At 68.3% G+C, this 22847-nt stretch carries 22 protein-coding genes and 1 pseudogene; 9 read left to right on the top strand and 14 right to left on the bottom strand.

Annotated features, from left to right (window positions below; all coding sequences use genetic code 11):
* The first annotated feature begins 154 nt into the window (after nucleotides 1-154).
* Complete coding sequence (locus tag ACFJIX_RS12745; protein ID WP_377160518.1) at nucleotides 155-1525, top strand: SLC13 family permease; 1371 nt, start codon at nucleotides 155-157, stop codon at nucleotides 1523-1525.
* Nucleotides 1526-1687: 162 nt separating this feature from the next.
* Here ACFJIX_RS12745 and ACFJIX_RS12740 read toward each other — a convergent pair whose 3' ends face one another.
* Entirely contained in the window at nucleotides 1688-2050 is a 363-nt protein-coding gene (locus tag ACFJIX_RS12740) for a DUF3331 domain-containing protein (RefSeq protein ID WP_377160516.1), read from the bottom strand.
* A gap of 90 nt (nucleotides 2051-2140) precedes the next feature.
* On the opposite strand from ACFJIX_RS12740, the gene ACFJIX_RS12735 reads away from it, so the two are divergent.
* Together ACFJIX_RS12735 and ACFJIX_RS12730 are read left to right on the top strand one after the other, a co-directional pair.
* Nucleotides 2141-2791, top strand: coding sequence for a TetR/AcrR family transcriptional regulator (locus ACFJIX_RS12735; RefSeq protein WP_377160514.1), 651 nt, complete (start codon nucleotides 2141-2143; stop codon nucleotides 2789-2791).
* A 228-nt stretch (nucleotides 2792-3019) separates the two neighbouring features.
* Nucleotides 3020-3511 carry a thioredoxin family protein gene (locus ACFJIX_RS12730; protein ID WP_377161752.1) on the top strand — a complete coding sequence of 164 codons (492 nt, stop codon included), beginning with the start codon at nucleotides 3020-3022 and terminating at the stop codon, nucleotides 3509-3511.
* 35 nt (nucleotides 3512-3546) lie between these two features.
* Here ACFJIX_RS12730 and ACFJIX_RS12725 read toward each other — a convergent pair whose 3' ends face one another.
* The gene (locus ACFJIX_RS12725) at nucleotides 3547-4293 is read right to left on the bottom strand and encodes a response regulator (RefSeq protein WP_377160512.1); all 747 of its coding nucleotides are present in this window, start codon (nucleotides 4291-4293) and stop codon (nucleotides 3547-3549) included.
* A gap of 313 nt (nucleotides 4294-4606) precedes the next feature.
* On the opposite strand from ACFJIX_RS12725, the gene ACFJIX_RS12720 reads away from it, so the two are divergent.
* Together ACFJIX_RS12720 and ACFJIX_RS12715 are read left to right on the top strand one after the other, a co-directional pair.
* Entirely contained in the window at nucleotides 4607-5215 is a 609-nt protein-coding gene (locus ACFJIX_RS12720) for a 2-hydroxychromene-2-carboxylate isomerase (protein ID WP_377160510.1), read from the top strand.
* Nucleotides 5212-6597, top strand: a complete 1386-nt coding sequence (locus ACFJIX_RS12715; RefSeq protein ID WP_377160508.1) for an ATP-binding protein — start codon at nucleotides 5212-5214, stop codon at nucleotides 6595-6597. Before ACFJIX_RS12720 ends, ACFJIX_RS12715 begins: the two co-directional genes overlap by 4 nt.
* Nucleotides 6598-7240: 643 nt before the next feature.
* On the opposite strand, the gene ACFJIX_RS12710 is transcribed toward ACFJIX_RS12715, so the two are convergent.
* Together ACFJIX_RS12710 and ACFJIX_RS12705 are read right to left on the bottom strand one after the other, a co-directional pair.
* Entirely contained in the window at nucleotides 7241-8038 is a 798-nt protein-coding gene (locus ACFJIX_RS12710; RefSeq protein ID WP_377160506.1) for a fumarylacetoacetate hydrolase family protein, read from the bottom strand.
* 223 nt (nucleotides 8039-8261) lie between these two features.
* Nucleotides 8262-8855, bottom strand: coding sequence for a TetR/AcrR family transcriptional regulator (locus ACFJIX_RS12705; RefSeq protein ID WP_377160504.1), 594 nt, complete (start codon nucleotides 8853-8855; stop codon nucleotides 8262-8264).
* Nucleotides 8856-8965: 110 nt separating this feature from the next.
* Between ACFJIX_RS12705 and ACFJIX_RS12700 the strand changes: the two genes are divergently transcribed.
* Entirely contained in the window at nucleotides 8966-9433 is a 468-nt protein-coding gene (locus ACFJIX_RS12700) for a DUF1348 family protein (protein ID WP_377160502.1), read from the top strand.
* Between the two features lie 6 nt (nucleotides 9434-9439).
* Here ACFJIX_RS12700 and ACFJIX_RS12695 read toward each other — a convergent pair whose 3' ends face one another.
* Nucleotides 9440-10357 (bottom strand): helix-turn-helix domain-containing protein, encoded by a 918-nt coding sequence (locus ACFJIX_RS12695; protein WP_377160500.1) that lies wholly within the window; start codon nucleotides 10355-10357, stop codon nucleotides 9440-9442.
* A gap of 141 nt (nucleotides 10358-10498) precedes the next feature.
* Here ACFJIX_RS12695 and pobA point away from each other — a divergent pair, with 141 nt between their 5' ends.
* Nucleotides 10499-11680: a 4-hydroxybenzoate 3-monooxygenase gene (pobA, locus tag ACFJIX_RS12690; RefSeq protein WP_377160498.1), complete on the top strand. Its 1182-nt coding sequence runs from the start codon at nucleotides 10499-10501 to the stop codon at nucleotides 11678-11680.
* On the opposite strand, the gene ACFJIX_RS12685 is transcribed toward pobA, so the two are convergent.
* From ACFJIX_RS12685 to ACFJIX_RS12670, 4 genes are all read right to left on the bottom strand, one after another.
* Nucleotides 11659-12702: an NUDIX domain-containing protein gene (locus tag ACFJIX_RS12685; protein WP_377160496.1), complete on the bottom strand. Its 1044-nt coding sequence runs from the start codon at nucleotides 12700-12702 to the stop codon at nucleotides 11659-11661. The two genes, pobA and ACFJIX_RS12685, sit on opposite strands and share 22 nt — an antisense overlap.
* Nucleotides 12703-12719: 17 nt before the next feature.
* Nucleotides 12720-14426, bottom strand: a complete 1707-nt coding sequence (locus ACFJIX_RS12680; protein WP_377160494.1) for an NAD+ synthase — start codon at nucleotides 14424-14426, stop codon at nucleotides 12720-12722.
* 144 nt (nucleotides 14427-14570) lie between these two features.
* Nucleotides 14571-15806: a nicotinate phosphoribosyltransferase gene (pncB, locus tag ACFJIX_RS12675; RefSeq protein ID WP_377160492.1), complete on the bottom strand. Its 1236-nt coding sequence runs from the start codon at nucleotides 15804-15806 to the stop codon at nucleotides 14571-14573.
* A 13-nt stretch (nucleotides 15807-15819) separates the two neighbouring features.
* Nucleotides 15820-16692 (bottom strand): cysteine hydrolase, encoded by an 873-nt coding sequence (locus ACFJIX_RS12670; RefSeq protein WP_377160489.1) that lies wholly within the window; start codon nucleotides 16690-16692, stop codon nucleotides 15820-15822.
* Between the two features lie 184 nt (nucleotides 16693-16876).
* Here ACFJIX_RS12670 and ACFJIX_RS12665 point away from each other — a divergent pair, with 184 nt between their 5' ends.
* A complete protein-coding gene (locus tag ACFJIX_RS12665; protein WP_377160487.1) occupies nucleotides 16877-17599 on the top strand; it encodes an NUDIX domain-containing protein in 723 nt (240 codons plus the stop codon).
* Nucleotides 17600-17613: 14 nt separating this feature from the next.
* On the opposite strand, the gene ACFJIX_RS12660 is transcribed toward ACFJIX_RS12665, so the two are convergent.
* From ACFJIX_RS12660 to ACFJIX_RS12645, 4 genes are all read right to left on the bottom strand, one after another.
* Entirely contained in the window at nucleotides 17614-18429 is an 816-nt protein-coding gene (locus ACFJIX_RS12660) for a hypothetical protein (RefSeq protein ID WP_377160485.1), read from the bottom strand.
* Nucleotides 18430-18487: 58 nt separating this feature from the next.
* Nucleotides 18488-19717 (bottom strand): hypothetical protein, encoded by a 1230-nt coding sequence (locus tag ACFJIX_RS12655; protein ID WP_377160483.1) that lies wholly within the window; start codon nucleotides 19715-19717, stop codon nucleotides 18488-18490.
* A gap of 151 nt (nucleotides 19718-19868) precedes the next feature.
* Nucleotides 19869-20906 carry an alpha/beta fold hydrolase gene (locus ACFJIX_RS12650; protein WP_377161750.1) on the bottom strand — a complete coding sequence of 346 codons (1038 nt, stop codon included), beginning with the start codon at nucleotides 20904-20906 and terminating at the stop codon, nucleotides 19869-19871.
* Between the two features lie 92 nt (nucleotides 20907-20998).
* Nucleotides 20999-21817, bottom strand: coding sequence for an isocitrate lyase/phosphoenolpyruvate mutase family protein (locus ACFJIX_RS12645; protein WP_377160481.1), 819 nt, complete (start codon nucleotides 21815-21817; stop codon nucleotides 20999-21001).
* A 29-nt stretch (nucleotides 21818-21846) separates the two neighbouring features.
* Between ACFJIX_RS12645 and ACFJIX_RS12640 the strand changes: the two are divergent.
* A pseudogene (locus ACFJIX_RS12640) lies at nucleotides 21847-22590 on the top strand (TonB-dependent receptor plug domain-containing protein); the annotation flags it as partial.
* Between the two features lie 35 nt (nucleotides 22591-22625).
* Here the strand turns inward: ACFJIX_RS12640 and ACFJIX_RS12635 are convergent.
* On the bottom strand, nucleotides 22626-22823 hold the full coding sequence (locus tag ACFJIX_RS12635; RefSeq protein WP_377160479.1) for a hypothetical protein: 198 nt from the start codon (nucleotides 22821-22823) through the stop codon (nucleotides 22626-22628).
* Nucleotides 22824-22847 lie beyond the last annotated feature (24 nt).

Below are 22847 nucleotides of genomic sequence, written 5' to 3'. Positions count from 1 at the left end.
CGCGGCGCGGGTTCTCCCTTGATCGTTGCGGCGCGCGTAACGGTCCGCGCGCCACCTTGATTGAAGCGCCGTCGCACGGTCGATACCGTGCGCTTCATCGAGAAACGATGCGGCCGGCGCCCGACTTGCCGGACCGTCACAACAGGAGACAGCGATGAGCATTCACTGGATGTCGATCCTTCCACTCGTGGCCATGTTCATCGTGGCCACGGCCCTGCCCATCAACATGGGGGTGCTGGCCTTCGTCGGCGCGTTCCTCGTCGGCACGCTGGTCGCCGGCATGAGCGCCAAGGCCATCATGGCCGGCTTCCCCGCGGAGCTGTTCCTGACGCTGGCGGGCATCACCTACCTCTTCGCGCTGGCGCAGAACAACGGCACCATCGACTGGCTGGTGCGGCTTGCCGTGCGGGCCGTGCGGGGCCGCATCGCGGCGATCCCGTGGATCATGTTCCTGATTGCCGCGCTGCTGACCTCGGTCGGCGCGGTGAGCCCGGCGGCGGTCGCGATCATCGCGCCCATCGCCCTGGGCTTCGCCGCGCGCCACGGCATCAATCCGCTGATGATGGGCCTGATGGTGATCCACGGCGCGCAGGCGGGCGGCTTCTCGCCGATGAGCATTTACGGCGGCATCACCAACAAGATCGTCGCCAAGGCCGGTCTGCCGTTGAGCGAGATCACGACGATGCTGGCGAGCTTCGGCGTCAACTTCGCGGTGTCGCTGGGGCTCTTCATCGCGCTCGGCGGGCTGCAGCTGATCCGGCGCGGCCGGGTCGCGGACGACGGGGAGCTCGCGCCGATCCCGCCGGTCGCGCGCGCCCAAGGCGGCCCGCAGGTCTTCGGCGATGCGGAGGCGGCGTCCTACGGCGAAGGCCGCCGCGTCGCGTCGAGCAAGTCCTCGATGCTGGGCCAGGTCCAGACGCAGACCTTCAAGACGACCGGTCCGCACCAGGTGATCACGGCGCTGGGCCTGCTGCTGCTGGCGGTGCTGACGCTGGGCTACAAGCTGGACATCGGTTTCGTGTCGATCACGATCGGTCTGGTCCTGAGCCTGATGCAGCCGCGCCTGCAGAAGAGTGCGCTGGGTCAGGTGTCGTGGCCCGAGATCATGCTGATCGTCGGCGTGAGCACGTATGTGGGCGTGATGGAGAAGATGGGCACGATCGAGTACGTGGGCCACAGCGTCGCGAATCTGACGTCGCCGATGATGGCGGCGCTGCTGCTGTGTTTCGTCGGTGCAGTGGTTTCGGCTTTCGCGTCGTCGACGGCGGTGCTGGGATCGCTGATTCCGTTGGGTGTGCCGTTCCTGACGGGCGACAACTCGACGATGGCGATCGGCTTCATCGCTGCGATGGCGGTGTCTTCGACGATCGTGGACGTGAGTCCGTTCTCCACGAACGGCGCCCTGGTGCTGGCCAATGCCAAGGGCATGGACCGCGACCGCTTCTTCCGATTGCTGCTGCTCTACGGTGCCGCGGTGACGGTCATCGCCCCGGTGGTGGTCTGGTTCCTCTTCGTGGTGCTGTGATGTCTCGAAGAGCTTGGCCGGAGCCGGCGGCGAAGCCGAGCGTTCCAGAACTGACTTGAGCGCCGTCTGCCTGAGCGAAGAGAGCCGAAGGCGAGCGGAGCGAGTTGGCGCGCCAAGCGAGGCGTGAGCCGCCGGCTCCGGCCAAGCTCGTCCGCTGCGGTCTCAAGCGTCCACGTACGCTGCCGCGATCATCTCGCCCGCGTTGATGGGTGAAGGCTCATCAACGCGCGGCGTGTAGATCATTTCGCCGGTGCGGATGGTGGAGCCGGTGAGCACGCAGATGCCGTCGCGTTTGGACGGCACCATGTCCCAGATCTGATAGCCGTAATGGCAGGCGCCTGGATCGGACCAGGAGATGGCGGCGGTGCGTGGTGTCGGCCGATCGAGCACGTGGATGGTGGGGGCTGCCTTCACGTGTCGAGCGACTGCGGGCTGCGGCGCAGGGGGCACGCCGCCGTTGCCGAGCCACGCCACTGTGCGCAGCCAACCGTCCCGGGACGGATCGCTCGCGAGATCCCTGTACATGCGACACCGCCTTTCTCATCCGCCGACAATCCGGCGTGAAAGCCTGAAATAATTCAACGCGTGATGAATATAACAAAGGCGGCCCTCCCGATGAACAAGACCCCGAAGGCGGCCAGGGCGCCACGGCGCCGCGGGCGGCCGAGCGCGGACTGTGCGCAAGGCGCGGACAACCTGCTGCGCACGGCGCGGCGGATCTTCGCGCTGCGGGGGTACGAGGCCGCCAGCGTGCGCGAGATCGCGCGCCAGGCCGATGTGGACCCGGCGCTGATCGCGCATCACTTCGGGTCGAAGGAGGCGCTGTGGCTGGCGGTCGTCGAGCAGATCAGGGTGCTGATGGACCCGATGCTGCGGACGGCCGCGGACCTGCGCAGCGATGTCGCGCTGGGGCCGCGGCAGCGCGTGGAGCACTGCATGCTGTCGTTCATCGACCGCGTGTTCGAACATCCCGACATCGGCATCTTCTTCTCCACCGCCGCGACCGAGGAAGGCGAGCGCCTCAACGTGCTGGTCGACACGATCGTGCGGCCCTTCCACGATGTCTGCCTGCCGCTGTTCAGCGACGCGATGGACGCCGGCGAACTGCACCGCTGCGAGCCGGCGCTGCTGTTCTCGGTGCTGATGAACGGCATCAGCAAGACGGTGGCCTACGCGCATGTGATGCGCGCCGTGTCGACGCTGCCCAATGACCCGGCGCGTTTCAAGCGCGAGCTCACGGGCATCACGCTGCATTTGTTGCGCTGAGCATCGGATCGTCTTTCCTTCCCGGGCGGGATACACAGGCATACGAAAGCCGTATCGCGGATCGACGGGTCCCCGAAGAATCCGCTCCATCGCAGCATTCCACTGCCAGCCTGGAAAGGATTCCCCATGCGACCGACCACCCGACGTTCCCTCTTCCGTCGTTCCCTCTTCCCGGTGCTGCTCGCCGGCGCTTCCGCCGTGGCGGCGGTGGCCTTCTCGCTGCCGCCGATGACCTCCGACGCGGCGGCGGCGTCGCTCTTCGGCAGCACCGGCATGGCCGGCAAACCCGCGCCCGCCTTCACCGGCATCGACAACTGGATCAACAGCCCGCCGCTGAAGATCGACGAACTGCGCGGCAAAGTCGTGCTGGTGGACTTCTGGACCTACACCTGCATCAACTGCCTGAACCAGCTGCCCTACGTGAAGGCCTGGCACGAGAAGTACAAGGACCAGGGCCTGGTGGTCGTCGGCGTGCATTCGCCGGAGTACGACGAGGAGCGTTCCACCGCCGGCCTCAAGGACGCGATCGCGCGCCTGGGCATCCGCCACGCCGTCGCGCAGGACAACGACTTCAAGACGTGGAAGAGCTACAACAACCGCTACTGGCCGGCGATCTACCTCATCGACAAGCAGGGGAAGATCGTCTACTCCCACTTCGGCGAGGGCCAGTACCAGCAGACCGAGGCACAGATCCAGGCCTTGCTGAAGCAGCAGGGTTGAGCGAGCAGGCTTGAATGATCGGGAGGGCGCGACGTTCAGTCGCGACCCTCAACCGCCATGGACAGGACGTAGCCTTCGCTGCGGACGGTCTTGAGGTACTTCGGCTCGCGCGCATCGTCGCGCAGCCGCTGCCGGATGCGGCTCACGAGCAGATCGATCGAGCGTTCGAAGAGCTCCGCCTCGCGCCCTTGCGTGAGGCTCAACAGCTGATCGCGGCTCAGCACGCGCTGCGGGTGGTCGAGGAAGACGCGCAGCAGCCGGTACTCCGCGCCGCTGAGCGGCACCACCGTGCCCTGCTGGTCGATCAGGTGACGCTCGATCGTGTCGAGCACCCACTCGCCGAAGGCCAGCCGCGGCGACTCGTCCGTGGAGCGCATGTTGGGCGGCAGCATCCGCGCGCGCCGCAGCACCGACTTGATCCGCGCCAGCAGCTCGCGCGCCGCGAAGGGCTTGGCGAGATAGTCGTCGGCGCCCATCTCCAGCCCGAGGATCCGGTCCGCCTCGTCGCCGCGCGCGGTCAGCATGATGACCGGCGTCGCCTTGTGCTTGCCTGCGCGCAGATCGCGGCACAGCGACAGACCGTCCTCGCCCGGCAGCATCAGGTCCAGGATCACCAGGTCCACCGGCGTGCCGGTCTCCATCGCGATGCGCATGTGCCGGCCGGTCGGCACGGCCGTCACCTTCAGGCCGTTGCGGGTCAGGTAGGTGGTGAGCAACTCGCGGATCTCGCGGTCGTCGTCGACGATCAACACATGATCCTGGGTGGGGGCGGACGTCTGCATGGGGATTCGGTGGAACGCATCGAACGGGATGAGCCGCAATGTACCGGTCCCGGCCCCGCCGGTGGTACGGCCAGGCAATGTTGTGTCTCCGGTGCGGGACACGGATACACGCCAATACAAAGGCGCCCACAAGCGCGCCGCCCGCGCCTATAACCCTGCCTGCGGGATTCAGCACTTCCACCGCCGCTGGCCCTCACCCCCGCCCTCTCCCGCAAGCGGGAGAGGGAGCTAGAAGGGCCTCTTGCCTTCGCCGTTTCTCCAACGCTTCGGAGATCCTGGTGAACGTCGTCCGCCCAACGCTTTGGAGATCCTCGTGAGCCGCATCATCGATTACTTCTTCGCCCCGATCAGCCCCTGGACCTACCTCGGCCACGAGCGTTTCTCGGCCATCGCGCGCGACGCCGGCGCCACCGTGCGGCTGATACCGATCGACCTGCTCAAGCTGTTCGCCGTCTCCGGCGGACTTCCGCTGTCGCAGCGTCCCGCGCAGCGCCAGGCCTATCGCCTGCTGGAGCTGCGACGCTTCTCGCAGCACCTGGGCATGCCGATGAATGTCGAGCCGGCCTGCTTCCCGGTCGCGCCACACAAGGCCGCGCGGCTGATCATCGCGGTCGACCAGGCCGACGGCGCGGACGCCGCGATGCGCGTGACCGGCGCGCTGCTGCGCGCGGTCTGGGAGCAGCAGCGCGACATCGCCGACGACGCGACGCTGACGGCCATCCTCGCGGAGCAGGGTCTGCCGGCCGAGCGGTTGACGCGCTCCGCCGAGGACGACATCGGCGCGCAATACGACGCCAACACGCAGCGCGCCATCGACGCCAGCCTGTTCGGCGCGCCGAGCTACGTCATCGACGGCGAGCTGTTCTGGGGCCAGGACCGTCTGGACTTCGTCGAGCGCGCGCTGGCGGCCGACCGCGCATGAGCACCGTGCCCGCCTCGACACGCGCGTCAGCGCCCGAGCCGACCTCCACGCCGGCGCCGAAGCGCCGCTTCGGCCCGCGCACGCTCTTCGCGCGCGTCTTCTGGCTGATGGTGCTCGGCATCGCGATCGCGCAGGCGATGGCCTACGTCGCGATCCGCCAGGAGCGTTCGATGGCGTTGCGGGCGCTGATGATGTCCGGCGTCGAACGCGACATCGCCACCGGCGTCGCCGTGCTGGACCGCCTGCCCGCGGCCGAGCGCGGCGCCTGGCTGGACCGGCTCGAGCGCCCGAACTACCGCTTCGCCCTCGCCGACGAGATCGACCCGCAAGCCGGCCCCGTGGAGCGGACCGACTTCAACGGGCCCTTCGTCGACGCGTTGACGCAGGCGATGCAACCCTTCCGCATCGAGCGCGTCGTGCAGCTCGGCGCCAGACGCTATCAACTGCTGGTGCGACTCAACGACGGATCGGCGGTGACCGTGCACGCGCGCCGCGTCGACATGCCCGTCCCCGAGTGGGTCATGTGGGTGCTGGGCGCGCAGCTCATCGTGCTGGCGGTGTGCAGCTGGATGGTGGTGCGGCTGGTGACGCGTCCGCTCAAGACGCTCGCTTCGGCGGCGGACGACCTCGGTCCGGACCTGTCGCCGCGGCTGATCCCGGAGGAAGGCCCCGCCGAAGTCGCGCACGCCGCGCGTGCCTTCAACGCGATGCAGCAGCGCATCGCCGGCTACACGGCGGAACGGGTGGAGATCCTGGCCGCGATCTCGCATGACCTGCAGACGCCGATCACGCGGATGCGGCTGCGCGCGGACCTGATGAACGACGAGGAACTGCGCGACAAGTTCCGCCATGACCTGAACGCGATGCACCTGCTGGTCCGCGAAGGCGTGACCTATGCGCGCACGCTGCACGGCACCTCCGAAGTGCCCGCGCGCCTGGACGCGGACGCGCTGCTCGCGAGCATCGTCGGCGACTACGAGGACGCCGGCGAAGCGGTGACGCTCAGCGGCGAGGCCGGCGCGCCGATCATGGCGCAGCCGCAGGCGCTCAAGCGCATCCTGGTCAACCTGCTGGACAACGCGCTGGCCTTCGGCGGACAGGCCGAGATCCAGGTCACGCGCAGCGCCGCGCAAGACCCGACCCCTCGCCTGACGATCGCGGTGCTGGACCGGGGTCCCGGGATTCCCGAAGACCAGTTGCAGGCGGTGTTCAAACCCTTCCACCGGCTGGAGACTTCACGCAATCGCGACACCGGCGGCACCGGCCTCGGCCTGGCGATCGCGCTGCAGCTCGCCACCGCCATGGGAGGGAGCTTGTCCCTCCATCACCGGACCGGCGGGGGGCTCGAAGCGCGCCTCACCCTCCCGGCATCGCTGCCTTGAACACTGTCCACGGCTTCTGTGGACAACTCTGTTGGCTCAACGGGCAGGGATGCTGCAAGCCGTTGATTCGTCACGGAATTCATTGCAATGCCGCGAAATGAGGCAATGATCCGGACGGGCCATCCGACGCGCACTTCGCCAGCCGTCAGACTGTCCCTGCGAACTGTGGACAAGTCTGTTGGCTGCCTCTGCAGGGGCGAGGTAAGCTGTTGTTATACAAAGCAAAAGCTTTCCGTGCTCCAAAACAAGGCACCATGGAGGCGCGGGCGGTTGGTGACCATCAGCGCTTGACTCGACCAGCCGACGCGGTGGGCAAACTTCGTTCCCTCGCCGCAGTTGCTCACAGTGCCCACCGGTTGTGCACCGGGCCGCCAGACTGTCCACGGCCTCTGTGGACAAGTCTGTTGGCTGCCCGGGCAAGGATGCTGCAAGTGCTTGTCGTGGCAGGGAATTGCTTGCAATGCTGCGGAATGAGGCAGCGCTCGTTCATGCGGGGGGCCAAGCGCGGGCACTCCACGAGGCAGGGGGCATCCCTCCGGGAACCCCCAGCCTCATTCCGGCCCCAGCAAGGCTCGCTGGTCGCGGGCCTTGGGATGCGCTGGAGGTGCGTGGGAGGCGTGGGGAACTTGGGGCTGGAGGGTGGCTACACGATCCGGATGCCCAGGTTCGGTAGGCCGTCGATGTGGCAATCGATGACGTCGCCCTTCACGACCGGGCCGACGTTCTCCGGCGTACCGCTGTAGATGATGTCGCCGGGCTTGAGTTCGAAGGCCCGCGACAGCTGCGAGATCTGCTCGGCGACGCTCCAGATCATCTGGCTCAGATCCGCATCCTGCTTGGTCTGGCCGTTGACCTTGAGCCAGATCGCGCCCTTGGACGGGTGACCACCGAGCCGGGCCACCGGATGGATGGGACCGATCGGCGCCGATCGGTCGAAGCTCTTGCCGATCTCCCACGGCTTCTTCTGGTCGCCCATGCCGCGCTGCAGGTCGCGACGCGTCATGTCGAGCCCGATGGCGTAGCCGAAGACGCAGTCGAGCGCCTGCTCCGTCGTGATGTCGCGGCCACCCTTGTTCAGCGCGGCGACCAGTTCGCATTCGTAGTGATAGTTCTTCGTCAGCGTCGGATACGGGTGATCGGCGACGGTGCCGGGTGCGACGTTCTGGATCGCATCGGTGGGCTTCTGGAAGAAGAACGGCGGCTCGCGGGTCGGGTCGCTGCCCATCTCGCGCGCGTGCGCCGCGTAGTTGCGGCCGATGCAGTAGATGCGGCGCACCGGGAAGCGCTGGTCGCTGCCGACGATGGGGATCGTCGTCTGCGGCACGTCGAACGGCGTCTTTGCCGTCGCGGACGCTGGATCGGCCTGGCCGGGCAGCGCGCAGCCAGCGACGGCGCCGGCAGCCATCGCCGCCGAGGTGTTGAGCAGGGAACGTCGGTCCATCGCGGTCTCCTTCGAGGTTGAGTGCTCCGACGCGGCCCGCCCCTGGCGGACAGCCGCGGCCGATGGAGCGTAGGCGCCGGTCCCCGTCGACGCTTCCGCGTTTCCCCTCGAAGTCGGACGCCGGGGGCGAGACCCGCACGCCGGTGTCACCCGCTGTCGCGACGCCTGCCGTCGGCTGTCGCCCGGGCGCCGGTCGGGCGTCAGAGCGACGCCGTTCGCCAGCTCAGACGGCGCTGCCGGCGGCGAAGTCCACGATCATCTGCAGGCTCTTCAGCACCGGCGCGGGATCCTCCGCGTACTGCGCCTGCACGATCGCGCCATCGACCGCCATGGACAGCGCCGCGGCGATCTTCTTCCGCTGTCGCGACGCGGGCAGCAGCGCCGCGATCGCATCGGTCATGTCCTGCTTGTGGCGACGGGTCACGTCGACCACCTCCGGCAGGCTCGGTCCCATCTCGCCGACGCCGTTCAGGAAGGCGCAGCCGCGGAACTCGCCGAGCGCTTGTCCGCCGAACCACTCCGACATCGTCGGCACCAGCGCCGCCGCGCCCTTGGTCGCGCCGCCGTGGCGTTCCAGCGCGCCGGTGAACCAGCCCATCCATCGCCCGTGTCGCAGCTCGAGGTAGGCCAGGATCAGGTCGTTCTTGCTGGGGAAGTGGCGATAGAAGGTGACCTTCGTGACGCCCGACGCCGCGATCACGCGGTCGATGCCGGTCGCGCGGATGCCCTCGGCATAGAACAGGTCGTGCGCGGTGCGCAGGATGCGCTCGCGGGCGGGCAGCTCGCCGATATCCACGCTGCGTTCGGTGTCGTTCATCCGGTCATTGTAGACAGACCTGTCTACATCCGCCAGAATCGGAACGAGTAGACAGACCTGTCTACATGAGTCGCCCCGACTTTCCACCCATCGACGAGAGGACCTAGACCATGGACACCCGCCCGCCCCTGCCCCCGTTCACCCGCGAGACCGCGATCCAGAAGATCCGCCTGGCCGAAGACGGCTGGAACAGCCGCGACCCGGCGCGCATCGTGCTGGCCTACAGCCCGGACACGCAATGGCGCAACCGGGCGGAGTTCCCGCGCGGCCGCGCCGAGGCGCAGGCCTTGCTGGAACGCAAGTGGGCGCGCGAGCTGGACTACCGCCTGATCAAGGAGCTGTGGGCCTTCGACGGCAACCGCATCGCCGTGCGCTTCGTCTACGAATGGCATGACGACGCCGGCAACTGGTTCCGCAGCCATGGCAATGAGAACTGGGAGTTCGACGCGCAAGGCCTGATGACGCATCGCCACGCGAGCATCAACGACCAGCCGATCAAGGCCGAGGACCGGAAGTTCTTCTGGCCCCAGGGACGGCGTCCGGACGACCATCCCGGGCTGACTGAACTGGGCCTTTGAGGTCGCTCAGCGTCCGCCGACCTCTTCCCGCCATGCACTGGGCGAGCGCCCTGTGTGGCGCAGGAAGAAGCGCGTGAAGTAGGCCGCGTCGGCGAAGCCGAGTCCATCGGCGATCTGCCGGACCATCAGGTTCGTGTAGCCGAGCTCGCGCTTGGCTTCGAGCAGCACGCGCTGGTGCAGCACCGCGAGCGCCGAGCACTGCAGGTGCCGGCGGCACAGCCGGTTCAGCTGCGTGGGCGTGATGCCCAGCGGTTCGGCCATTTCCGCTACCGCGGGCTGACGGCGGTAGTGGCGCTCGACCTGGTCGCGGTAGCGGGTCAGGTGCTGCAACGCGCGTCCTTCACCGGCTGCGTGGTGCATCCCTTCTGCAACGTCGAAGCGCGCCGCCTGGGTTGCCAGCAGCGCGACAGCATGGTCCAGCGACGGACCGCGCCAGGCGCCGGCGCCAGCGTAGTCCTCGCGCAGGCCGTGACCGACCGCGAACAACGCGCGCGTCACGGTCGCGCCGCGATCAAGCGCGACCAGTCGCGGCTCGGACAGGCTGTCCAGCAGTTCGGGCAGGTGGTCGAGCAGGTCCCGCAGGCGGCTCTGGTCCAGCGTGACCACCAGCCCTTCCGTCTCCGGCGCGAAGCGGAAGCCGTGCACGGCCAGCGCCGGCACCCACACCAGCGCCGGCGCGCGCAGCACGCGTTCCTCCTCGTCCATGCGGACGGTCACGCGGCCGCGTTCGACCAGCAGCAGCTGCACCAGCGCACCATGGCGATGCGGCTGGATTTCCCAATTGTGCAAGCGGCTGCGATCGGCGATCGACTCCAGGTGCAACCCGTCCAGCGCCGACGATCGTCCTTCCTCGCCGTAGAGCGAATACACGGGCGTCGCCCCCTGTCGACGGGAAGACCGGCGCGGCTTGCTGTCGATGACCATGGTTCGGATTGTGCAAGCCGAGGTCGGACTCGTCCATTCACCGTCCTGCGGTCGCCCCGTAGGCTCCGACTCATCGGAGACAACACCACGGCCTCGCCGGAATGCCTCGCAAGAAGGCCTTCGGCACAGCGCCTCGATCCCATGAAGACCTTACGCACGCAGGTGCTCATCGTCGGCGCCGGGCCCTCCGGGCTATTGCTCGGCCAGTTGCTGCACCGGGCCGGCATCGACACCGTCATCGTCGAACGACAGCGCGGCGACCATGTGCTGTCGCGGATCCGCGCCGGGGTGCTCGAACAAGGCACCGCCGACCTGATGGACGAGGCCGGCGTTGGCGCGCGGATGCATGCGCAGGGGCTGGTGCATGACAGTTTCGAGCTGGCCGTCGACGGCGTGCGCCATCGCATCGACCTGCGCGCGCTCACCGGCGGACGGACCGTGCTGGTCTACGGGCAGACCGAGGTCACCCGCGATCTCATGGAAGCGCGTGCCGAAGCGGGTCTAACCACGCTGTACGAGGCCGCTGAGGTCCGCATCGAAGGTTTCGACTCATCGACACCGCGCGCGTTCTGCTCGATCCACGGCGAGCCGGTCGAGATCACCGCCGACTTCATCGCCGGCTGCGACGGCTTCCATGGCGTCTGCCGCGCGAGCGTCCCGACGGGCGCGATCCAGCTCTACGAGAAGGTCTACCCCTTCGGCTGGCTCGGCCTGCTGAGCGACACGCCGCCGGTGTCGGCGGAACTGATCTACAGCCGCCACGCGCGCGGCTTCAGCCTGTGCAGCATGCGCTCGGCGACGCGCAGCCGCTACTACCTGCAGGTGCCGCTCACGGAGCGCGTCGAGGATTGGAGCGACGCCCGCTTCTGGGACGAACTGCGCGGGCGGCTCGATCCCGAAGCGGCGGAGTCGCTGATCACCGGCCCCTCGCTGGAGAAGAGCATCGCGCCGCTGCGCAGCTTCGTGGCGGAGCCGATGCGCTTCGGCCGGCTGTTCCTCGCGGGCGACGCGGCGCACATCGTGCCGCCGACCGGCGCGAAGGGGCTCAACCTCGCGGCCTCCGATGTGCGCTACCTGTCGCAGGCGCTGATCGAGCACTACCGGGAGCGCAGCGATGCCGGCCTGGATCACTACTCCGCGCGTTGCCTCGCCCGCGTGTGGAAGGCCGAGCGCTTCTCCTGGTGGTTGACCAGCCTGATGCACAACTTCGATCAGGAGCCGGCGTTCCAGGCGAAATTGCAGACCGCAGAGTTGGACTACGTACTCGGATCCGAAGCCGCGCAGCGAGCGCTCGCCGAGAACTACGTCGGCTTGCCGCTGTAGCCGACGATGATGTTGAGGAAGTGGTCGAGTATCACGAAGTGGTCCTCGAACAGCTGCGATTCCATCGCGGCCAGCTCGTCGCGGTGGAACCAGCGCGCTTCCTTGACGTCGTCGCTGCCGACGACTTCGGGCAGCGTGCCCATCTCGCCGAACTTGAAGTGGTGCGCCATCGTGATCAGCCGGCCCCGCGCGCTGCGCAGCGGATCCTCGAAGGTCTCGACGCCGTGCAGCGCCGCCAGGATCGACGCCGGCAGCAGCGGGAAGCGCGTCTCCTCGATCAGCTCGCGGATCGCGCAGGCGACCAGCTTCTCGCCGCGGTCGAGGTGGCCGCCGGGCACCGCCCAGAGGTCCTCGCCGAACGGCCCCTTGCGCCGCACCAGCAGCACGTGGTCGCCGACCGTCACCACCGCGTCGCCGGTCATGTAAGCGACCGCCGTGTACTTCTTCCGATAGCTGGCGATGGCCGCATGCTCGGCCTTGCGCCTGCGGTACTCCGGCAGGCGGCTCCAGGCCTGCAGCCACGCCCGCACCGGCGCGCTGACGTAAGGCGTCATCACCGTCAGCGCGGCGTCGGGATCGTCGGCCTCGAAGAAGACCTGGCGCATCGCCGTCGCGTCGACGTCGGCGAGCCGCTCCACCAGCTGCTGCCGCCAGCGCGGGAAGTTGTTGAGGTAGTAGCTCGTGTGGTCCTTCTGGTGGCCGACCAGCACGATGTCCGCGTCCTCTCCGGCGATGGCGCGCACGCCCATCATCACGGCGGCGTTCCAGCGCTTGTCGTCGAAGTAGTCGCGCACCGGCAGCACGTGCAGCCGCTGCTGCTGTTCCGGCGTCAGGTTGGCCAGCAGCATCAGCCGGCGTTCCTCATGGACGAAAGGGTTGCGCGGATCGCGCGCCTTGTACGAGGAACCCAGCACCGCGATCACCTCGTCCGCGAGGCCGAAGGCCGCCTGGAACAGCGCCTCCTGCCCGAGGTGCACCAGCTGCCAGCGGCCGACGACGACAGCGACGGTCTTGCGAGTCATGAAGGTCCTTCCTGTTCTCAATAGTGCTTCGCCGCGATCGGCAATTGCCGGCCGCTGCCGAAGGCCCGCGCGCGCAGCCGCACGATCGGCGGCGCCTGACGGCGCTTGTATTCGTTGCGGGCGATCATGCCCTTGATCCGGGCGATCAGCGCCTGACCTTCGTCGCTGCCGCGCAGCGCGGCGACCGCGGCCTCCGCGGCGGTGCGTTCGTCTTCGGCGAGCCGCTCGCCTTCGATCAGCACTTTCAGCACCTCGTCCAGCACCTCGTAGGGCGGCAGGCTGTCGGTGTCGCGCTGGTCCGGCGCCAACTCGGCGCTGGGCGGCTTGTCGAGGATCGCCGCCGGGATGATCTCCCGGCCGGCCGTCTCGTTGAGGTGCCGGCTCAGCGCGAAGACCTCCGTCTTGTAGAGATCGCCGATCAGCCCCAGCCCGCCGTTGGTGTCGCCGTAGAGCGTGCAGTAGCCGACCGCGATCTCGCTCTTGTTGCCGGTCGTCAGCAGCAGATGGCCCTGCGCGTTGGACACGGCCATCAGCAGCATGCCGCGCACGCGCGCCTGCAGGTTCTCCAGCGCGAGTCCAGAGGGCCGAAGTCCCAGCGTGCTGCCCGCCATGGTGTCGCCGACCTGCCGGACGATGTCCTCGATCGGGCAGACGTCCAGCGGGATGCCGAGCGCGTCGCACAAGGCCTTCGAGTCGTCGACGCTGCCCGACGACGAGAACCTCGACGGCATCGTGATCGCCGCGACCTTGTCCGCGCCGAGCGCCTCCACCGCGAGCGCCAGCGTCAGCGCCGAGTCGATGCCGCCGGATGAACCGACGACGACGCGATCGAAGCCGCAGCGCCGCGCGTAGTCGCGCAGGCCGAGCACGATCTGCCTGCGGTAGAACGCCATCGTGTCGAGCCCGGCGCTGGCTGGTGGCAGCGCACCGCCATCGCGCGAGGAGAAGAGACCGCGGTCCGTCTCGAAGCGCAGCGTGACGATGTGCGATTCGAAGCGCTCGGCCTCGAAGACCACGCCCGGTTCCGGTTCGATCGCGAAGGACGCGCCGTCGTAGACCAGCTGATCATGACCGCCCACCTGGTTCACGAACACCAGCGGCAGGCGATGCCGCCAGCAGGCGGCGCGGAACACCGCGTGGCGCTGCTCGCGCTTGCCGACGTTGCTCGGGCTCGCGTTGATCGAGACGATCAGGTCCGGCGCCGCATCGGCCAGACGCTGGAAAGGGTTGACCGCATAGTCCTTGCCATCGTCGTTCCAACCGTCCTCGCAGATCATGAAGCCGACCTGCGTGCCGCCGATCCGCAGCACGCGCGCGACGTCCGGGCCCGGCTCGAAGTGGCGGCGTTCGTCGAAGACGTTGTAGGTCGGCAGCAGCTGCTTGTGGCACTCGAGCAGCACCTCGCCGTCGCGGATCACCAGCAGCGAGTTGCGGAAAGCCTTGCCCGCGCCGGGATTGCGCGTCGGCGCGCCGACGACCCAGTGCAGCGAGCCGACCTCGCGCGTCGCGGCCAGCAGCGCGGTCATCGCGCGGTCGAGGCGCTGGCGGAAGTCCTCGTCGTCGAGCAGGTCGGCGGGGTAGTAGCCGGTCAGCGAGAGTTCGGGAAAGACGACCAGGTCCGCGCCGTCGTGGCGCGCCTGCCGGGCCGCATCCAGGTGCAGCGCCAGGTTGCCGTCGAGGTCGCCGATCGTCGGGTTGATCTGGGCCAGGGTGATCTTGAGCATGACTTCGCTCCTTGAGGGTTTCAGTACTTCATCCGCCGCTGGCCCTCACCCCTGCCCTCTCCCGCAAGCGGGAGAGGGGGTAAGCAGGGCGCCGGTCGGACTCCCTCTCCCGCTTGCGGGAGAGGGTGGGGGTGAGGGCTGCGGTCATCCGACCTGCTTCACCTTGAACACCTGCCGCAGGTAATCGAGGAAGGTCTGGTCGTCGCACAGCGTCTTGCCGGGCGCGTCCGAGAGCTTGGCGACCGACTGGCCGTTGCAGCGGACCAGCTTCATGACGATGTTCAGCGGCTTCGGTCCGAGGTCGCTGCTCAGATGCGTGCCGATGCCGAAGCCCACCGGCACGCGCCGCGCGAAGTGCGTGTGCAGGCGGAAGGCCTCGTCGCAGTTCAGGCCGTCGCTGAAGACCAGCCGCTTGGTGCGCGCATCGATGCGCAGCTTCGCGTAATGCGCCAGCGCCTTCTCGCCCGAAACGACCGGATCGCCGCTGTCATGCCGCAGGCCGTCGAAGAGCTTCGCGAAGTACAGGTCGAAGTCGGCGAGGAACGCGTCCATGCCGATCACGTCGGTCAACGCGATGCCGAGGTCGCCGCGGAACTCCTGCACCCAGCCTTCCAACGCCGCCTTCTGCGACAGCCTCAACTGCACGCCCACCGCCTGGTAGGTCTGCAGGTATTCATGCGCCATCGTGCCGATGGGAATCAGACCGTGGCGACGCGCCAGCTCGACGTTGGACGTGCCCTTGAAGACCGACGGGATCTCGCGCTTCAGCGTCGAGACCACCTCGTCGTGCCAGTCGCCGGAGAAGCGGCGGCGCAGGCCGAAGTCGAAGAACTCGAAGGGATAGGCGTCGTCGCCCAGCGTGCCCGGCACGGCCGCCGCGTAGTCGCGCAGGCGGACCGCCTTCGCCGCGAGCCGGGCGCGGCCTTCGACCAGCACCTCCTGCTCGCGCCCGGCGCAGAGGCGGCGGAAGTACAGCTCGTTCACGATGGCCAGCACGAAGATCTCGAACGCCATCACGTGGACCTGCGGTCCCTTGGCGACGATCACCAACTGGCCCGCCTCGGCGCCCTCGCCCGGTCGCGCGTCGATGAAGCGACGCTGGAAGCGGAAGATCCGCAGGAAGTCGATGAAGTCCGACTTCATGAAGCGCAGGCCGCCGAGGTATGCGAGTTCCTCATCGCTGAAGCTCAGCGTGCAGAGGTGGTCCAGCTCGCGGTTCACCGCATCGCTGAGCTCGCTCAGCGGGAAGACCGGCGTGTTGCGGCAGACGAAGCGGTACTCGGCGTCGTTGGCGGGGAAGGCGTGCAGCAGCGTCTGCCACATCGTGAACTTGTAGAGGTCGGTCTCCAGCAGCGAGCGGATGACAGGGGCGTCGTTCATGACATCGCTCCGATCAGGCCGACAGCAGGCCGAGCGCCTGTGCCGCAGTCATCGTCCGCACGCCAAGCGCGCGGGCGCGGTCGACGAAGGCCGTCGCGCCGGCCTCGAAACCGCCGACGGGGCTCATCGCATCCTCGATCAGCACGATGCGCGCGAGCCGTTCGGCGCTCATCTCGGCGAAGAGGTCTTCCGCCGTCGCCGCGACACAGTGGCTGCTGGCCTCCCCGGCGATGAAGGTGAGGCCGGGGAAGTCGACGATGCGGTCGACCAGCGCGCGGTTCGTCTGCGTGCGTGGGTCCGAGGCGATCGGCACTTCGGCGCGCACGGCGCTGTACTGCTCAGTCATCGGGTTCTGGCCCTTGAGGACCTTCTCCACGGTGCGCAGCCGCGCGGCCTCCCATCGGCCCAGCGCGGCGGCGAGCTCGCCATGCACGTTGTGGCCCCAGGTGCCGACGACGCAATGCGTCGGCCAGACCATCAGGATGTACTTCTTCGGGCTGGCCTCGAGGGCATCGAGGTAGGCCAGCACCTGATCGCGCAACGCGGCATCGCGCGGGGCGAAGCGGCCGGCGCGGACGTCCTCGGCCTTGATCTGCGTGAACGGTGCGACGGGCTGCGGCGCACCGGCCGGGCCGTCAGCGCCGTCAGCACCATTGGCGCCGGGTTGTTGCCAGAACGCCGGCCGCTCGATCGCATAGACCGGGTGCGAGTCCAGCGTCACGACGATGTCCGCGATCGCGCCGCCGGCCTGGTCCACCAGCGCGGCCAGGCGCTTCATGTCCGCGTCGGCGCCGGTCACCGGCAGCGTCGCGCCGGGGATGTCGCAGAAGTCGTTCTGCGGATCGACGATCAGCAGTTGCAGGGGTTGCTGGAGGCGCTGGGTCATGAGAGTTCCGATTCCGTCTTTGTCATGTCGTGGCGCCAGCATATCTCACTTCGTGCTTGTTTGCACTAAGTGAATCGGCGTGACCCGTCCCACGGTGCAACGAGGTGTAGCGTGCTGTGCGATTGATTCCAGGATGCGTGCAAGGCGGCGGTTTGACGTCTTGAATCGTTGCCGCCCATAATTCGTGCTTTTCCGCACTAAGAAGAAGAACGCCGTGGAGTTCGAACGTCCCATCGTCACCGTCGACATCGTGCTGCTGACGCTGCGCGACGGTGCGCTGCATGCGGGTCTCGCGCAGCGCGACAAGGCGCCGGCGCTGGGCGCGTGGACGCTGCCTGGCGGCTGGGTGCACACGGACACGGACCAGGACGCCGATGATGCGGCCGCCCGGATCCTGCGCGAGAAGGCCGGTCTCGTGTCTCCGTATCTGGAGCAGCTCCGGACCTTCTCGGGCATGCATCGCGACTCGCGCGGGTGGTCGCTGTCGGTGAGCTACTACGCGGTCGTGGCGGGCGATGTCGACACCGGCGCCACGGCTGATGGCGGCGCCGACGAACGCTTCCGCTGGGCCGCCGTCGACAGCCTGCGTTCCCTGCCCTTCGACCACGCGCAGATCCTGCGCACGGCGGTCGAGCGCGTGCGGTCGAAGACGCTGTACTCATCGCTGCCCGTGCACCTGATGCCGGCCGAGTTCACGCTCGGCGAGCTGCAGCGCACCTACGAACAGGTGCTGGGTGCCGAGCTCGACAAGCGCGGCTTCCGCCGCCGCATCGAGGAACTCGACGTGATCGAGGAGATCCCCGGCGCGTTCACCAGCGGCGGCAGCCACCGGCCCGCGCAGCTGTTCCGGAAGAAGGCGCATGCGCCGGCGTTGAAGACGGTGCCGAGCAATCTGGCGGTGGGGTGAAGGTTGGAACGCCTTCAGCGACTCGGGCAGGCCGCCTTGCTCGAACAGAGCGTCAGCGGCAGCACGACATCGCGCGCAGGCGGAGGGACCTCCCCGGCGGCGACCTCGAACCGGCCATTGAGGCGATTGCCTGCGGGGTCTTCGAGCGTGCCTCGCACGACCAACCGGAACGGTCCGCCCGTCCAGGCACGCGCCGGCGAAAAGCGCCAGGTGGTCTCGCCGTCGAGGAACTCGCCGCGTCCGGGGACGCGCCGACCTCGCGCGTCGAGCACGGCCAGGTAGCCGGCCTCCAGCGCGTCGACCGGGGCATCGAGCCGGACCAGCAGCGGATCGCGACGACCGACCGCCACCGGAGACAGCGCCCAGGTGTCGGCACGCGGCCCCGTCTCGTCCCGTGCCAGGACTTGCCAGCGCTGCAGTTCGCGGCCGTCGAGGGTGAGACGGATCGACTCGCCTTCGACCAGGACACCGCCGAGCTCGTCATGGGCGATCAGTCCCGTCTTCACCCGGCCCGGGTGAAAGAGCACGGTCAGCACCTTGCCATCGGGCGACCACAGTTCCTGATCGAGGAACGGCTCGAACAATGGTCGATCGTCGCGGCCGATGAGCGCCAGACGACGCAGCACAGGTCCGTCGGGGGCGGACGCAAAGCGGATCGAGATCCGGAGCAGGTTCTCGGGAATGGCGGGGCCTGAAGGCCCCACGCCGACGATGTCGGGCAGCTCGTCACTCACGGCGCGATTCGCCGCCCGAGCTTCCATGCCGACGAGCAGAACCGCCGTTGCCAATGCGAGTGTCCATGCGAACGCCATCGCCTTCGCGAGGCCCATCGCATGGCCCCTCGCGTGTGACGGCGCCACCCCGATCAATCGCTCCCGCCGCATGGCATCACTGATTCGGTTTGATGTGGTCGGCGAAACCTTCCTGCTCCAGCAGCATGTCCTGACGCGGCTTGATGTACTTCAGCTGGAATCCGTCGCCCTTGAAGCTGTACTTCGGGAAGGCGTATTCCGAGACGAAGTCGGTCAACCGGAAGGACAGCTCCTTGCCGATGGTCACCAGTTGCAGGCGGTCCTGCTCCAGGCGGCGGCGCACGACGATGAAGGACTGATCGTCGAGGTTGTCGATGCGGATCGCGCCGGCCAGCGGCGCCGTCGTCGGCTCCAGCCCGCTCAGTTGGCCGAACTGCACGACCTGCTCGATGCCGGGCTTCGCGTTGGCGGCCTCCACCTGCGACAGCGGGATCGCGCTGGCGCCGCGCTCGAAGTTGAGCAGCATCAGGTAGTCGCGCGTCTGCCCGTCCTCGGTCTTCGAATACGAGATCAGGTCCGCCGGCGTATTCCCATAGCCAAGCTCCGCGATCGTCTTGCCGCGCAGGTGCGCGCCGTCGCGGATGTCGTCCAGCGGGATCGTGACGATCGGCGTGCAGGTGTAGGCGGCGATCAGGTACGGGCGTCCCGCCAGCGTGGCGAAGCTCATCGCGCGGATCGGCGCCCGCGTCTCCAGGAGGTTGTGCCCGGTGTGATAGATCTCGATCGACGCCATCGCCTGCGTCGCGTCGAACGGGTACTTCACGCGCCGCAGGCTCGAGGAGAAGTCCTGGTTGGACAAGCCGGCGATGAACAGCTCGCCCTCGCGCCACTTCATGTCCGTCACGGTGAAGCTGCGCTCGGGCAGGTCCCGCCAGATCACGCCGGACGACGCCGGCGCGTCACGCAGCGCGACAGTGGTGGTCTTGGCCTTCTTCAGGTCGATGCGCCGCGCATGCCGGTCGCTGGTCACGACGAGCAGGGCCGGCGACTTCGCGGGGCCGTAGCTGACGGCGATGTAGACCTCGGCCGTACCGGGCCGGGCGACCATGTCCTCGACCACGACCTTGGCGCCGCCGACCTGCGCGGACAGCAACGGCTCCAGGTCGAGGATGTTGAAGGCCGTGCCGGCCGCCTTGGCCGGCGCGTCCGACAAGGTGAGCGCGTGGACCTTCGCATCCTTCCAGTCGGCGAGGAACAGCACGTTGCCCGGCCCTGCGGCGAGCCGCGAGACCGACTTGATGTCGGCCGCGCCGGCGTTGGACGAAAGCGTGGCCGCAAGGACCAGCGTGGAGAGGAGCAGACGCATGGGAACTCCGAGGTCGGATGGGGTTCCCCGATGCTAGGCAAAGAGGCGACGCGCCAGTAGACGCGCCGCGATCAACAGCCTGTTGAACTGCGGACACGAATGCCCGGAGACCAGACGCTCAGCGCGCGCTCAACACGCACTCAACACGCACTCACCGCGCGCTCAACCCCTTCAGCAGCGCCTCATGGAACTCCTTCGGCGACTCGACCTGCGGCGAATGCCCCAGCGCCGGGAACTCGATCAGCGACGCGCCCGGAATCATCTTCGCCGTCGAGCGGCCGAGCGTCGCGTAGTCGCCGAGCTTCTCCGCAATCTCCTTGGGCGCGCGGACCGCGCCGGGCGCGGTGCGGTCCTTGCCGCCGATCATCAGCAGCGTGCGCACCTGCAGCCGCGGCAGTTCCTGCACCACCGGCTGCGTGAAGATCATCTCCGACGTCTGCGCCTGGTTCCACGCGACCTGCTCGCGCCCCGGCCCCGCGTACTGGCCGGCGGACATGCGCACCCAGCGGTCGTACTCCGGCTTCCACTGGCCGTTGTAATAGAAGCGCAGCTGGTAGGCCTTGATAGTCTCCGCCGTCGTCTTCAGTTCCTGCGCGTAGAGCTGATCGATGGTCGCGTATGGCACGCCCGCGGCTTGCCAGTCCTCGAGACCCAACGGGTTCACGACGACCAGTTGCTCGACCTGCGTCGGGTACGCGAGCGCGAAGCGCATCGCGAGCATCCCGCCCATCGAGTGCCCGATCACCGTCGCCTTCGCGATGCCCAGCGACTGCAGCAGCGCCTGCGTGTTGGCCGCCAATTGGTTGAAGCTGAACTGGTAGCCGCCGGGCTTGCTCGACGCGCAGAAACCGATCTGGTCCGGCACGATGACGCGATAGCCCGCGCCGGTGAGCACGGTGATCGTCTGCTCCCAGGTCGCGCCGCAGAAGTTCTTGCCGTGCAGCAGCACCGCGGTCCGGCCGTTGGGCTGGCCGGTCGGGGTGACGTCCATGTAGACCATCTCCAGCGCCTGCCGCTGCGACGTCAGCTTGAAGCGCTGCGGCGGATGCGGGTAGTCGAAGCCCTCCAGGCGCGCGCCATAGGCGGGCGCGTCCTGCGCCGACGGCGCGGTCTTCGTGGGCGGGGCGCTCTGCGCCTGCGCGCTGAGCGTGCAGAGGGCGAATGCCGCGAGCGCGGCGGCGGACAACATCTTCATCACGGGGAACTCCAGTGGCGACGGAACGGCGCGCCGAAGCGAGCAAGTGTCGTTCCCTCTCTCCCCGCGTGCAGCCCTCAGGGGCTTCAACGCTGATCGAGATAGCCGAAGCTGCCGTGATCGCGGATCTCCTCCGCGGCCAGTCGCGCCGCCTTCATCGCATGCCGGAAGAGCGACATCGCCAGGCTCACGCGCTTCACGCCGGCCTCGCCGAGCTCGCGCACCGTGAACGATCGCCCCGGGATGCCGGCCATGAAGTTGACCGGCTTCGTCACCGACGCGCAGACCCGGCGCACCGCGTCGAGGTCCGGCAGCAGCGGCGCGAACAGCACGTCGGCGCCGGCACGTTCGAAAGCCTGCAGGCGGCGGATCGTGTCGTCGAGGTCGTTGATGCCGTGGAGGAAGTTTTCCGAGCGTGCCGTGACCAGGAAGCGGAACGGCAACGCGCGCGCCGCCTCGACCGCGGCGGCCACCCGCTCGACGGCGAGATCGAAGTCGAGGATAGGCGCCCCGCCCTCGCTGGACGAATCCTCGATGGAACCGCCGACCGCGCCCGCCTCCGCGGCGAGGCGGATCGTCAGCGCGCAATCCTCGGGGCGATGTCCGAAGCCGTTGCCCAGGTCGGCGCTCAGCGGCAAGGGCGTGGCGCCCGCGAGCAGCCGGATGTGCGCGAGCGTCTCCTCGCGCGTGAGTTGGCCGTCGCGGCGTCCGACGGCCTCGGCCGCCGCGGCGCTCGACGTCGCCAGCGCGGCGAAGCCCGCCGCTTCCAACATGCGCGCCGAGGCGATGTCCCACGCGTTCGCGATCACGAAGGGGTCAGGCCTTTCGTGCAAGGCACGCAGCGCGGCGGCCTTCGCGGCCTGGGTCTCGGAGGTGGTTTCGTCGGGGGTCGACACGGTGTTCATGGCGGCTTCCTCGGTGGGACAGACGACGGATGCTAGGCCGCGCTGCTGCCGCCGTCTGGCAGCAATCGGACCTGTTCCTGCGTCGCACCCGTGGCGCCCCGCCCCCCCTTTACCTCCAAAAGGGTGGCGACGACGCCACGGTTTTCCGGCTTTCTCCTGCGAACAGGGGCAGATCGCGCGGCCTGCGCACCCTCAGCCCCAACCACAATGTTGCGAACCATTCGCATTTGATAACGTGTCGCGTTACGCTGAATGTCGGTTTTCCCGTTCCCGCCCCCGGTCCCCACTCCATGTCCCTCCAAGCCTCCGCGCCGCGCCTGTCCCTCATCTCCCTCTCCGTGATGGCGCTGCTGACGCCGCTCGCGGGCCACGCGCAGGCCGCGCCAGCCGATGCATCGGCCGTGGAGGCCGCATCCCCGAGTCCCGGCGACGGCACGGCGAAGAAGCTGCTGGACGAGGTCGTCGTCACCGGCGTGCGCAAGAAGACCTTCGCACCGACCACCGTGCGCGTCGGCGCCTTCCGCGACCAGGATCCGCTGGACGTGCCGCTGACCAACAACGTCATGTCGCGCGACCTGCTGGACGCGCAGGCCGCTCAGGGCCTGTTCGACGCGCTGAAGAACACCGCCGGCGTGACCCGCTCGCAGGTCAGCGGCTCCACCTACGACAACCTCTCCATCCGCGGGATCATTGTCGAGAACCGCAGCAACTACCGCCTCAACGGCAATCTGCCCGTCGTCAACCTGATCGACATCCCGCTCGAGAACAAGGAGCAGGTCGAGGTGCTGAAGGGCGCCTCGTCGATGTACTACGGCATGGTGCCGCCGTCGGGCATCGTCAACTTCGTGACCAAGCGCGCCGGCCCGACACCGGTGACGTCGATCACGACCACCGTCAACGACCACGGCGGCGCGAAGGTCCACATGGACATCGGCCGGCGCTTCGGCGAGGACGACAGCGTGGGCATCCGCGTCAACGCCGCGACCAGCAAGGAAGAGACCGGCATCGACCGCTACAAAGGCGATCGCGA

Source organism: Roseateles sp. UC29_93, from assembly GCF_042695725.1.
GTDB classification, from domain to species: domain Bacteria; phylum Pseudomonadota; class Gammaproteobacteria; order Burkholderiales; family Burkholderiaceae_C; genus Roseateles; species Roseateles noduli_A.
Note: the sequence above shows the minus strand (reverse complement) of the source record. Positions and strands in the feature narration are given on the sequence as shown.

Coding starts and splice junctions, on each gene's coding strand:
- ACFJIX_RS12745 (WP_377160518.1), top strand. CDS start 155: ATGAGCATTCACTGGATGTCGATCCTTCCACTCGTGGCCATGTTCATC.
- ACFJIX_RS12740 (WP_377160516.1), bottom strand. CDS start 2,050: ATGTACAGGGATCTCGCGAGCGATCCGTCCCGGGACGGTTGGCTGCGC.
- ACFJIX_RS12735 (WP_377160514.1), top strand. CDS start 2,141: ATGAACAAGACCCCGAAGGCGGCCAGGGCGCCACGGCGCCGCGGGCGG.
- ACFJIX_RS12730 (WP_377161752.1), top strand. CDS start 3,020: ATGACCTCCGACGCGGCGGCGGCGTCGCTCTTCGGCAGCACCGGCATG.
- ACFJIX_RS12725 (WP_377160512.1), bottom strand. CDS start 4,293: ATGCAGACGTCCGCCCCCACCCAGGATCATGTGTTGATCGTCGACGAC.
- ACFJIX_RS12715 (WP_377160508.1), top strand. CDS start 5,212: ATGAGCACCGTGCCCGCCTCGACACGCGCGTCAGCGCCCGAGCCGACC.
- ACFJIX_RS12710 (WP_377160506.1), bottom strand. CDS start 8,038: ATGGACCGACGTTCCCTGCTCAACACCTCGGCGGCGATGGCTGCCGGC.
- ACFJIX_RS12705 (WP_377160504.1), bottom strand. CDS start 8,855: ATGAACGACACCGAACGCAGCGTGGATATCGGCGAGCTGCCCGCCCGC.
- ACFJIX_RS12700 (WP_377160502.1), top strand. CDS start 8,966: ATGGACACCCGCCCGCCCCTGCCCCCGTTCACCCGCGAGACCGCGATC.
- ACFJIX_RS12695 (WP_377160500.1), bottom strand. CDS start 10,357: ATGGTCATCGACAGCAAGCCGCGCCGGTCTTCCCGTCGACAGGGGGCG.
- pobA (WP_377160498.1), top strand. CDS start 10,499: ATGAAGACCTTACGCACGCAGGTGCTCATCGTCGGCGCCGGGCCCTCC.
- ACFJIX_RS12685 (WP_377160496.1), bottom strand. CDS start 12,702: ATGACTCGCAAGACCGTCGCTGTCGTCGTCGGCCGCTGGCAGCTGGTG.
- ACFJIX_RS12680 (WP_377160494.1), bottom strand. CDS start 14,426: ATGCTCAAGATCACCCTGGCCCAGATCAACCCGACGATCGGCGACCTC.
- pncB (WP_377160492.1), bottom strand. CDS start 15,806: ATGAACGACGCCCCTGTCATCCGCTCGCTGCTGGAGACCGACCTCTAC.
- ACFJIX_RS12670 (WP_377160489.1), bottom strand. CDS start 16,692: ATGACCCAGCGCCTCCAGCAACCCCTGCAACTGCTGATCGTCGATCCG.
- ACFJIX_RS12660 (WP_377160485.1), bottom strand. CDS start 18,429: ATGGGCCTCGCGAAGGCGATGGCGTTCGCATGGACACTCGCATTGGCA.
- ACFJIX_RS12655 (WP_377160483.1), bottom strand. CDS start 19,717: ATGCGTCTGCTCCTCTCCACGCTGGTCCTTGCGGCCACGCTTTCGTCC.
- ACFJIX_RS12650 (WP_377161750.1), bottom strand. CDS start 20,906: ATGTTGTCCGCCGCCGCGCTCGCGGCATTCGCCCTCTGCACGCTCAGC.
- ACFJIX_RS12645 (WP_377160481.1), bottom strand. CDS start 21,817: ATGAACACCGTGTCGACCCCCGACGAAACCACCTCCGAGACCCAGGCC.
- ACFJIX_RS12635 (WP_377160479.1), bottom strand. CDS start 22,823: ATGCCGGTCTCTTCCTTGCTGGTCGCGGCGTTGACGCGGATGCCCACG.